Annotated in this window: 8 protein-coding genes; 6 read left to right on the top strand and 2 right to left on the bottom strand. The window is 64.8% G+C overall.

Going from position 1 to position 9,651, the window contains the following annotated elements; genetic code table 11:
• Nucleotides 1-5: 5 nt before the first annotated feature.
• Nucleotides 6-1,697, bottom strand: coding sequence for an AMP-binding protein (locus AC05QJ_RS15635; RefSeq protein ID WP_476747726.1), 1,692 nt, complete (start codon nucleotides 1,695-1,697; stop codon nucleotides 6-8).
• Nucleotides 1,698-1,881: 184 nt separating this feature from the next.
• On the opposite strand from AC05QJ_RS15635, the gene AC05QJ_RS15630 reads away from it, so the two are divergent.
• The 4 genes from AC05QJ_RS15630 to AC05QJ_RS15615 all read left to right on the top strand — a co-directional run bounded on the left by AC05QJ_RS15630 (nucleotide 1,882) and on the right by AC05QJ_RS15615 (nucleotide 7,534).
• Nucleotides 1,882-3,045 carry an isovaleryl-CoA dehydrogenase gene (locus AC05QJ_RS15630; RefSeq protein WP_476747725.1) on the top strand — a complete coding sequence of 388 codons (1,164 nt, stop codon included), beginning with the start codon at nucleotides 1,882-1,884 and terminating at the stop codon, nucleotides 3,043-3,045.
• 101 nt (nucleotides 3,046-3,146) lie between these two features.
• Nucleotides 3,147-4,754: a carboxyl transferase domain-containing protein gene (locus tag AC05QJ_RS15625; RefSeq protein ID WP_476747951.1), complete on the top strand. Its 1,608-nt coding sequence runs from the start codon at nucleotides 3,147-3,149 to the stop codon at nucleotides 4,752-4,754.
• 3 nt (nucleotides 4,755-4,757) lie between these two features.
• On the top strand, nucleotides 4,758-5,576 hold the full coding sequence (locus AC05QJ_RS15620; protein WP_476747724.1) for a gamma-carboxygeranoyl-CoA hydratase: 819 nt from the start codon (nucleotides 4,758-4,760) through the stop codon (nucleotides 5,574-5,576).
• On the top strand, nucleotides 5,573-7,534 hold the full coding sequence (locus AC05QJ_RS15615; protein ID WP_476747723.1) for an acetyl/propionyl/methylcrotonyl-CoA carboxylase subunit alpha: 1,962 nt from the start codon (nucleotides 5,573-5,575) through the stop codon (nucleotides 7,532-7,534). Before AC05QJ_RS15620 ends, AC05QJ_RS15615 begins: the two co-directional genes overlap by 4 nt.
• Before the next feature lie 60 nt (nucleotides 7,535-7,594).
• On the opposite strand, the gene AC05QJ_RS15610 is transcribed toward AC05QJ_RS15615, so the two are convergent.
• Nucleotides 7,595-8,209 (bottom strand): LexA family protein, encoded by a 615-nt coding sequence (locus AC05QJ_RS15610; RefSeq protein WP_476747722.1) that lies wholly within the window; start codon nucleotides 8,207-8,209, stop codon nucleotides 7,595-7,597.
• 126 nt (nucleotides 8,210-8,335) lie between these two features.
• Between AC05QJ_RS15610 and AC05QJ_RS15605 the strand changes: the two genes are divergently transcribed.
• Together AC05QJ_RS15605 and AC05QJ_RS15600 are read left to right on the top strand one after the other, a co-directional pair.
• Entirely contained in the window at nucleotides 8,336-8,674 is a 339-nt protein-coding gene (locus AC05QJ_RS15605; protein ID WP_476747721.1) for a DUF6124 family protein, read from the top strand.
• A gap of 439 nt (nucleotides 8,675-9,113) precedes the next feature.
• The gene (locus AC05QJ_RS15600) at nucleotides 9,114-9,626 is read left to right on the top strand and encodes a DUF4880 domain-containing protein (RefSeq protein WP_476747720.1); all 513 of its coding nucleotides are present in this window, start codon (nucleotides 9,114-9,116) and stop codon (nucleotides 9,624-9,626) included.
• Nucleotides 9,627-9,651: the final 25 nt, after the last annotated feature.

Raw genomic sequence — 9,651 nt, 5'->3', positions numbered from 1 at the left:
GCCGGTCAGGCGCGAGGGTTGACGCCCTGGCGTTGCAATTCCTCGATGCTGATTTCGCGCATGCGGAATTTCTGGATCTTGCCCGTCACCGTCATCGGGAATTCTTCGACGAAGCGGAAATACCGCGGCGTCTTGAAATGCGCGATGCGGTTCTTGCACCAGGCCTGCAGCTCGACGTCAGTGGCGCTGTGGCCGGGGTGGAACTTGATCCAGGCGACGATTTCCTCGCCGTAGCGATCATCCGGAATGCCGATCACCTGCACGTCCGCCACGGCCGGATGGGTGAAGAAGAACTCTTCCAGTTCCCGTGGATAGATGTTCTCGCCGCCCCGGATGATCATGTCCTTGTTGCGCCCGGCAATGCACACGTAGCCCTGCTCGTCCATGCTCGCCAGGTCGCCGGTGTGCATCCAGCCCGCCGGGTCGATGGCTTCGGCCGTGGCCGACGGATTGCCCCAATACCCCAGCATCACGCTGTAGCCACGGGTACACAGCTCGCCGATCTGTCCCCGCGGTACCACGCAGCCGTGCTCGTCGATGATCTTGCTTTCCAGTTGCGGCTGGGTGCGGCCGACGGTGGTCACCCGCAATTCCAGCTCGTCATCGGGACCGGTCTGCAGCGACACCGGGCTGGTCTCGGTCATGCCGTAGGCGATCTGCACCTCGCTCATGTGCAGATCGCTGATGACCCGACGCATCACCTCGATCGGACAGGTGGCGCCGGCCATGATCCCGGTGCGCAGGCTCGACAGGTCGTAGTCCTGGCGCTGCGGCTGGTCCAGTACGGCGATGAACATGGTCGGCACGCCATACAGCGCGGTGGCCCGCTCTTCGGCCACGGTCTGCAGGGTCAGGGCCGGGTCGAAGGCGTCGTTGGGGTAGATCATGGTGCTGCCGTGGGTCATGCAGCCGAGGTTGCCCATGACCATGCCGAAGCAATGGTAGAGCGGCACCGGGATGACCATGCGGTCGTGCTCGGTCAGGCCCAGGCTCTCGCCCACCATGTAGCCGTTGTTGAGGATGTTGTAGTGGCTCAGGGTCGCGCCCTTGGGGAAGCCGGTGGTGCCGGAGGTGTACTGGATGTTCACCGCCTGGTCGAATTGCAGGCTCTGCTGGCGGGCCTGGAAATCGTCGACGCTGATCCGCTCGGCGAACTCGCCCAGGTCGTCCCAGCGCAGAAAACCCGGAGGCGGCGCGTCGCACAGGCTGACCAGCCCGCGCAGGTCGGGCAGGCGCTCGCTGTTGAACTGCCCCGGCGACAGGCTGGCAAGCTCCGGCAGCAACTCGCCGAGCATGCCGTGGTAGTCCGAACTCTTGAAGGCCCCCGCGCAGATCAGCCACTGGCAGCCGGACTGCTTGAGCACGTACTCCAGCTCGCTGGTGCGATAGGCCGGGTTAATGTTGACCAGGATGATCCCGGCCTTGGCGCTGGCGAACTGGGCGATGCACCACTGCGCGCAGTTCGGTGCCCAGATGCCCAGACGGTCGCCGGTCTTCAAGCCCAGGGCCATGAAGGCGCGGGCATGCAGATCGACGGCGGCGGCGAGTTCCGCCCAGCTGTAGCGCAGGTGCTGATGGCGGACCACCAGGGCCTCGCGTTCGGCAAAACGTGACACCGTGCGGTCGAATGCCTGACCGATGGTCATGGCCAGCAAGGACTTGTCCTGACGGCCCTGGGTGTAGCTGGGTTGATTCATGGCGATCCCTTTTTGTGGTTGTTCTGGGAGCTGATTCGGGGCGCGAACTACTCTGGCGCAAATTTACGTTAACGTAAAGGTCACAGTGATGATTGACAGCTTCCGGACTCAGGTTTACGTTAACGTAAAGGTTACGGACCAGACCCACACCCCTCCAAGAACAATCAATAGAAGGTGCCAGAGCATGCGTTATCCCTCCCTGAACTTCGCCCTGGGCGAAACCGTCGACATGCTGCGTGACCAGGTACAGGCGTTCGTCGCTAGCGAACTGGCGCCCCGCGCCGCGCAGATCGACCACGACAACCTGTTCCCCGCCGACATGTGGCGCAAGTTCGGCGACATGGGCCTGCTGGGCGTGACCGTCAGCGAAGAATATGGCGGCGCCGGCCTGGGCTACCTGGCCCACGTCGTGGCCATGGAAGAAATCAGCCGCGGCTCGGCCTCGGTCGCCCTTTCCTACGGCGCCCACTCCAACCTCTGCGTCAACCAGATCAACCGCAACGGCACCCACGAGCAGAAAGCCAGATACCTGCCCAAGCTGATCAGCGGCGAACACATCGGCGCCCTGGCCATGAGCGAGCCCAACGCCGGCTCCGACGTGGTCTCGATGAAGCTGCGCGCCGAACAACGCGGCGACCGCTTCGTGCTCAACGGCAGCAAGACCTGGATCACCAACGGCCCCGACGCCAACACCTACGTGATCTACGCCAAGACCGACCTGGACAAGGGCCCTCACGGCATCACCGCGTTCATCGTCGAGCGTGACTGGAAAGGCTTCAGCCGCAGCAACAAGTTCGACAAGCTGGGCATGCGCGGCTCCAACACCTGCGAGCTGTTCTTCGACAACGTCGAAGTGCCGCAGGAAAACATCCTCGGCGCGCTGAACGGCGGCGTGAAGGTACTGATGAGCGGCCTCGACTACGAGCGTGTCGTCCTGGCCGGCGGCCCCACCGGCATCATGCAGGCCTGCATGGACCTGGTGGTGCCCTACATCCACGACCGCAAGCAGTTCGGCCAGAGCATCGGCGAGTTCCAGTTGATCCAGGGCAAGATCGCCGACATGTACACCCAGCTCAACGCCAGCCGCGCCTACCTGTACGCCGTGGCCCAGGCCTGCGACCGCGCCGAGACCACGCGCAAGGACGCCGCCGGGGTGATCCTCTACACCGCCGAGCGCGCCACCCAGATGGCCCTGGAAGCGATCCAGATCCTCGGCGGCAACGGCTACATCAACGAGTTCCCGGCAGGCCGCCTGCTGCGCGACGCCAAGCTGTACGAGATCGGCGCCGGCACCAGCGAGATCCGCCGCATGCTGATCGGTCGCGAACTGTTCAACGAAACGCGCTGAAGCAGCTGCAAGTTTCTAGCTGCAAGCTGCAAGTAAGGCAGCCTTGCGTTCGAACCATTCTTGCAGCTTGAAGCTTATGGCTTGAAGCTGCCAAAGGACCTCTGATGATTCTCAAGTCTCAGTTGAACACCCGCGCCCCCGACTTCGCGGTCAACAGCGCCGCCATGCTGGAGCAGGTCAATGCCCTGCGCACCCTGCTCGCCCAGGTCCACCAGGGCGGCGGTGCCAAGGCCCAGGAACGCCACACTTCCCGCGGCAAGCTGCTGCCCCGCGAGCGGATCGACCGCCTGCTCGATCCGGGCTCGCCGTTTCTCGAAGTCGGCCAACTGGCCGCCCATGAGGTCTATGGCGAGGACGTCCCCGCCGCCGGCGTGATCGCCGGCATCGGCCGGGTGGAAGGCGTGGAATGCATGATCGTGGCCAACGACGCCACGGTCAAAGGCGGCTCCTACTACCCGCTGACCGTGAAAAAGCACCTGCGCGCCCAGGCCATCGCCCAGCAGAACCGCCTGCCCTGCCTCTATCTGGTGGATTCGGGCGGCGCCAACCTGCCGCGCCAGGACGAAGTGTTCCCGGACCGCGAGCACTTCGGCCGGATCTTCTTCAACCAGGCCAACATGAGCGCCCAGGGCATTCCGCAGATCGCCGTGGTGATGGGTTCCTGCACCGCCGGCGGCGCCTATGTGCCGGCGATGTCCGATGAAACCATCATGGTCCGCCAGCAGGCCACCATCTTCCTCGCCGGCCCGCCGCTGGTCAAAGCGGCCACCGGTGAAGTGGTCAGCGCCGAAGACCTGGGCGGGGCCGACGTGCACTGCAAGACCAGCGGTGTCGCCGACCACTACGCCGACAACGACGAGCACGCCCTGGCCATCGCCCGGCGCTGCGTCGCCAACCTCAACTGGCACAAGCAGGGCGAACTGCAACTGCGCACCCCGATCGCGCCGCTGTACGCCGCCGACGAGCTGTACGGCGTGGTCCCGGCCGATGCCAAGCAGCCCTTCGACGTGCGCGAGATCATCGCCCGCCTGGTGGACGGTTCGGTGTTCGATGAGTTCAAGGCGCTGTTCGGCACCACTCTGGTGTGCGGCTTCGCCTACCTGCACGGCTACCCGATCGCCATCCTCGCCAACAACGGCATCCTCTTTGCCGAGGCTGCGCAGAAAGGTGCGCACTTCATCGAACTGGCCTGCCAGCGCGGGATCCCGCTGCTGTTCCTGCAGAACATCACCGGGTTCATGGTCGGCCAGAAATACGAGGCCGGCGGCATCGCCAAGCACGGCGCCAAGCTGGTGACGGCCGTGGCCTGCGCCAGGGTGCCGAAGTTCACCGTGATCATCGGTGGCAGCTTCGGCGCCGGCAACTACGGCATGTGCGGCCGTGCCTACGACCCGCGCTTCCTGTGGATGTGGCCGAACGCACGGATCGGCGTGATGGGCGCCGAACAGGCCGCCGGCGTGCTGGCCCAGGTCAAGCGCGAACAGAGCGAGCGCAGCGGCCAGCCGTTCAGCGCCGAAGACGAAGCCCGCCTGAAGCAACCGATCCTCGATCAGTACGAGCACCAGGGCCATCCCTACTACTCCAGCGCCCGCCTGTGGGACGACGGCGTCATCGATCCGGCCCAGACCCGCGACATCCTTGGCCTGGCCCTGTCCGCCGCGCTCAATGCACCGATCGAATCCACCCGCTTCGGCATTTTCCGGATGTGACCGATGACCGACTTCAGCACCCTCGAACTGATCAAGGATCCGCGCGGCTTCGCCACCCTGTGGCTGAGCCGCGAAGACAAGAACAACGCCTTCAACGCACAGATGATCCGCGAGCTGATCCTCGCCATCGACCAGCTCGGCGCCGACGACAGCCTGCGCTTCGTCCTGCTGCGCGGTCGCGGCCGGCACTTCAGCGCGGGCGCCGACCTGGCCTGGATGCAACAGAGCGCGGCGCTGGACTACCAGGCCAACCTCAACGATTCCCGTGAGCTGGCCGAGCTGATGTACAACCTGGCGCGGCTGAAAGTGCCGACCCTGGCGGTGGTCCAGGGCGCGGCCTTCGGTGGCGCACTGGGCCTGATCAGTTGCTGCGACATGGCCATCGGCACCAACGACGCGCAATTGTGCCTGTCTGAAGTGCGCATCGGCCTGGCGCCGGCGGTCATCAGCCCGTTCGTGGTCCAGGCCATGGGCGAGCGCGCCGCCCGCCGCTACGCCATCACTGCCGAACGCTTCAGCGGTGCCCGTGCCCGCGAACTGGGCCTGCTGGCGGAAAGTTATCCGGCGGACGAACTCGATGCCCGGGTCGAGCAATGGATCGCCAACCTGCTGCTCAACAGCCCGCAGGGCATGCGCGCCAGCAAGGAACTGCTGCGCGAGGTCGGCCCCGGCGAACTCACGCCGGCGCTGCGCCGCTACTGCGAGAACGCCATCGCCCGCATCCGCGTCAGCCCTGAAGGACAGGAAGGCCTGCGCGCCTTCCTGGAAAAACGCACACCGGCCTGGCAGGCCGAACCGATCGACAAGGAGCCACGCCCATGAGCCGTCCCGAGCTGACCACCCTGCTGGTCGCCAACCGCGGCGAGATCGCCTGCCGGGTGATGCGTACCGCCAAATCCCTGGGGCTGACCACGGTCGCCGTGCACAGCGCCGTCGACCGTGAGGCCCGCCACAGCCGCGAAGCGGATATCCGCGTCGACCTGGGCGGCACCAAGGCAGCCGAGAGCTACCTGATCGTCGACAAGATCATCGCAGCGGCCAAGGCCAGTGGCGCCCAGGGCATCCACCCCGGCTACGGCTTCCTCTCGGAGAACGCCGGATTCGCCAAGGCCATCGAAGAAGCCGGGCTGATCTTCCTCGGCCCGCCGGCCAGCGCCATTGAAGCCATGGGCAGCAAGTCGGCCGCCAAGGCCCTGATGGAAACCGCCGGCGTGCCACTGGTGCCCGGCTACCACGGCGAAGCCCAGGACCTGGAGACCTTCCGCGCCGCCGCCGAGAAAATCGGCTATCCGGTATTGCTCAAGGCCACTGCCGGCGGCGGCGGCAAGGGCATGAAAGTGGTCGAGCAGGAAAGCCAGTTGGCCGAAGCGCTGGCCTCGGCCCAGCGTGAGGCGCAGTCGTCGTTCGGCGATGCGCGGATGCTGGTGGAAAAATACGTGCTCAAGCCCCGCCACGTGGAAATCCAGGTATTTGCCGACCAGCACGGCAACTGCCTGTACCTCAACGAGCGCGACTGCTCGATCCAGCGCCGCCACCAGAAAGTGGTGGAAGAAGCGCCGGCGCCGGGCCTGAGCGTGGAACAGCGCCGGGCCATGGGCGAAGCGGCGGTGCGCGCCGCCCAGGCCATCGGCTATGTGGGCGCGGGCACCGTGGAGTTCCTGCTCGACGCCCGCGGCGAATTCTTCTTCATGGAGATGAACACCCGCCTGCAGGTGGAGCACCCGGTCACCGAGGCCATCACCGGCCTGGACCTGGTGGCCTGGCAGATCCGTGTCGCTCGCGGCGAAGCGCTGCCGATCACCCAGGAGCAGGTACCGCTGACCGGGCACGCCATCGAAGTGCGGCTGTACGCGGAGGACCCGGCCAATGACTTCCTGCCGGCCACCGGCAAGCTGGCGCTGTACCGCGAAAGCACAGCGGGTGACGGGCGCCGGGTCGACAGCGGTGTCTGCGAGGGCGACGAGGTGTCGCCGTTCTACGACCCGATGCTGGGCAAGCTGATCGCCTGGGGCGAAGACCGGGAGCAGGCGCGCCTGCGGCTGCTGTCGATGCTCGACGAGTTCGCCATCGGCGGCGTGAAGACCAACATCGCGTTCTTGCGGCGCATTCTCGCCCACCCGGCGTTCGCCGCGGCGGAACTGGATACCGGTTTCATCCCGCGCTACCACGACGACCTGCTGCCGGCTCCAGGTGCCCTGCCCGCGCCGTTCTGGCAGGCGGCGGCAGAAGCCTACGTGCAAGGGTTGCCAGCCACGGTGCGCAGCGACGATCCGCATTCGCCCTGGTCGTCACGCCAGGGTTTGCGCGCCGGCGTACCGACGCAGATCAGCCTGCACCTGAACGCCAACGGCGAGCAGCAGGCGGTGAGCCTGCTCCATCAGGCGCCCTCGACCTTCGTTCTGGATGGCGAGCGGCTGCTGGTGGATGACAACGGCCTGCGCCGCCAGCACCTGGCGATCCGCCGCGGCGACACGCTGTACCTGCACTGGGACGGTGAACTGCACGCCGTCAGCGCCTACGACCCGATCACCGAGGCCGAAGCCGGCCACAGCCATCAAGGCGGCCTGACGGCGCCCATGAACGGCAGTATCGTGCGGGTGCTGGTCGAGCCCGGGCAAACGGTGGAGGCCGGTACGCAACTGGTGGTGCTGGAGGCGATGAAGATGGAGCACAGCATTCGTGCCCCGCATGCCGGGACGGTTGCGGCGCTGTACTGCCAGGAAGGCGATATGGTCAGCGAAGGCAGTGTGCTGGTGGCACTGGAGCAAGCGGCGGGCTGATCGGTCTGGCGCAATGAAAAACGGCGCCCTCGCCATTGCGAGCGGCGCCGTTTTTTTCGATCAGAGTTTGAGGCTGGCGCGCATCACCACACCCGTCAGCTCGCAGTCATCGCCGCAGAGCATCATCGGGTAGGTGGGATTGAGCGGCTTGAGAAAGCGCTGGCCGCCTTCCTGCACCAGTTGGCGGAACAGGCCCTGTGGGTTGCCTGGCAGGCGGGCGATCACCAGCTTGCCCACCGCGACCTCGGCACCGCTGTCCACCAGGATCAGCATGCCGGCGGCGATGCTCAGCCCGGTGGGCGACGTCATGGCATCGCCCTCGACCCGCAGCCAGTAGGCGTTGCCCAGCGCCTTGTAATCGGTAAGGTCGCCGCTCTCGGCAACGTCCTCGCCCTCGTCCACCGCCCCCAGCCGCTGCCAGTCCGAGACCGGGTAGCGGAATCCGCGAGGCAGGTAATAGATACCCGACTCTTCGCCAAGCTCGGTGGGTTCCAGCTTGATGTCGAGTTCGAGGGCGACGAGCAACTGGTCCAGGCGCTCGAAAGACAGCTTGCGCTGACCACGCAGCCAGTGACCGACGGCTCCCTGGGAGAAACCGATTCGTTCGGCGAGTTGTTCTTGCGTGAGGTTCAGTTCACGCATCCTGGATTTGACCAGGGCAATCCATTTATCCATCGCAGGCACGATACGGACTGCCTTTTGCCGCTCAATACACAAATTGTAGTATTTGTGCAGCCACTTAAAATACATTACGTACTAAATTGGCGTTGTCCCCTCCACTCCCATCAAGGATGACCCTTCATGAGCACACCGACTTCCAGTGAAATGGACAGCGAAGCCTGCCGCCGCGCCCTGGATCACTACCTCAGCCCCGAGCCCGAGCCACTGCCTGAACTGAACCGCATCAAGACCATCGTGGCGCACAGCGACCTGTCCGCCGACGACGCCGCCGAGCAAGTGCTGTGGGCCCTGCGCTGCGCCTCCAGCAATGTCGCCGAGGCGGTACGGCATCTCAAGGGACGGCAACAGGAACAGGTCATGACCGCCTCGCACCTGATCAACCTGGCGTGGGTCATGTACGAACATCACCTGAAAAAGGCAGCACGGGAGCGTCTCGACAACGGCGATCCACGAGACTGAAAAACGAGGAAATACAACGGGAAGGCCCGGAAAACCCGGAAGACGGAAACGGCGAAAAAGAATTTTCGTAAAATTACAGAAAATTCATTTGACTTGAAAATGAGAACGATTATTATTGCAAGCAACTGGTCGCGAGACTGGTTGGATAAGCTGAAAGCCCTTAGGTCGGACTCTCAGATTATCTCCTCATCAGGCTAATCACGGTTTTTGACCCGGCTTTTTGCCGGGTCTTTTTTTTGGCTCTTCAGGCTAATGAAGGCGTTGTGTTTCTGAATGTGGCGAATGATATCAAAGGACTGTCACCGGATGTAACCCCGGAGTGCGGCTTTGCTGAATTTAGCACTTGAGAATCAATCTCGTTACGATTAAGCTCATGCCCGCGTCAGGGAAGATGCCCCCACCACCGACTCCTCCGTATCATCTGCAAGGAGCTTGAACCATGACCCGTCTGTTGCTGCCTCTGAATCATCACGCCGACTGCACCGACGCCGCTGAGCGGGCGTTGCTGCACCCGCTGAAAAAGCTGCCGCGCCGGGTCCAGCAGGTGTTCTTGCTGAACCGCCTGGACCAACTCTCCTACGCCGATATCAGCCGCCGCCTGGACCTGTCCGACGCGGCCATCGAGCGCCACATGAATCAGGTTCTGCAGGCCACCCTGCCCTCGCCGTCGGCCATCGCCCGCGTGGCCGGCCAGTGGTACGTGCGCCTGCAGAGCCCGCAGGTCACTGCCAGCGAGCGTATCGATTTCCGCCGCTGGCTGGATGCGGCGCCCGAACACCTGGCGGCGTTCCACGCCACCGAGCTGCGCTGGCGCACCCTGCTCGCCCCGGCCCGCCAACTGGGCGAGAGCCGGTGGTATCGCCAGGGTCGCGCGGCGTTTTCCTTCGGCGGCTGCACCGTGGCCATGAGCCTCGGTGCAGCCGCACTGCTGGCGCTCGGTTTCTGGTCCTGAGCCAGGTTGTGTAGAGTGGTTGCCC

Source organism: Pseudomonas sp. TUM25319, assembly GCF_056388475.1.
Note: the sequence above shows the minus strand (reverse complement) of the source record. Positions and strands in the feature narration are given on the sequence as shown.